This window comes from Aerococcus sp. L_32, assembly GCF_050689315.1.
Genome location: NZ_JBOEQF010001135.1, coordinates 1 through 594, shown reverse-complemented (window position 1 = coordinate 594; position 594 = coordinate 1). Strand labels below are relative to the sequence as shown.

The 594-nt window shown below is 40.7% G+C and carries 1 protein-coding gene; it reads right to left on the bottom strand.

Features of this window, described 5'->3' with window-relative positions; genetic code table 11:
• Nucleotides 1–475, bottom strand: a 475-nt coding sequence (locus tag ACRCJ0_RS18585) for a Gfo/Idh/MocA family protein (protein ID WP_431391668.1), incomplete at its 3' end; no start/stop codon positions are given.
• Nucleotides 476–594 lie beyond the last annotated feature (119 nt).

Sequence of the window (594 nt, the reverse complement as noted above, 5' to 3'; positions counted from 1 at the left end):
TGGACTCATCGAATTTTCGGCATAAAGAAGTGGTTACCGTATGGACTTCCCCAATTTCACCTTGTGCAACCAATTCTTTCACGGCTTGATAAGCCGGTGTAAAGCGACTCTTCATGGCTTCCATAAAGAAAACGGGTTTAGCATTTAAAGCTGCTTCAATTTTTGAAACTTCAGCTTGGTTTATAGTCGCTGGTTTTTCACACAGAATGGCTTTGCCTGCTTGGATGGCTTTCAAGACCCAATCCAAATGGAATTTATGAGGTAAGGCAATGTAGACCGCATCCACTTGGTCGTCGTCCAATAACGCTTGGTAAGACCCATAAGCCTTTTCACATGGATAGTTAGCTTTGAAAGTTTCAGCCTTTTCAATCGTCCGGTTAGCAACCGCGTATAATTCACCGTCAGTTACCTCCTCTAGACTATTCGCAAAACGGTTGGCAATATTTCCTGCGCCGATAATTCCCCACTTAATCATCTAAAGCTCCTCTCTGAATTCGCGTAAACTTCTTGGCAATTTGTTTGTTATTTTTCTGGTAATTGGTCATATAAATCATGGCATATAAAACATTGAAAATATATTCAATGGCAATTTGC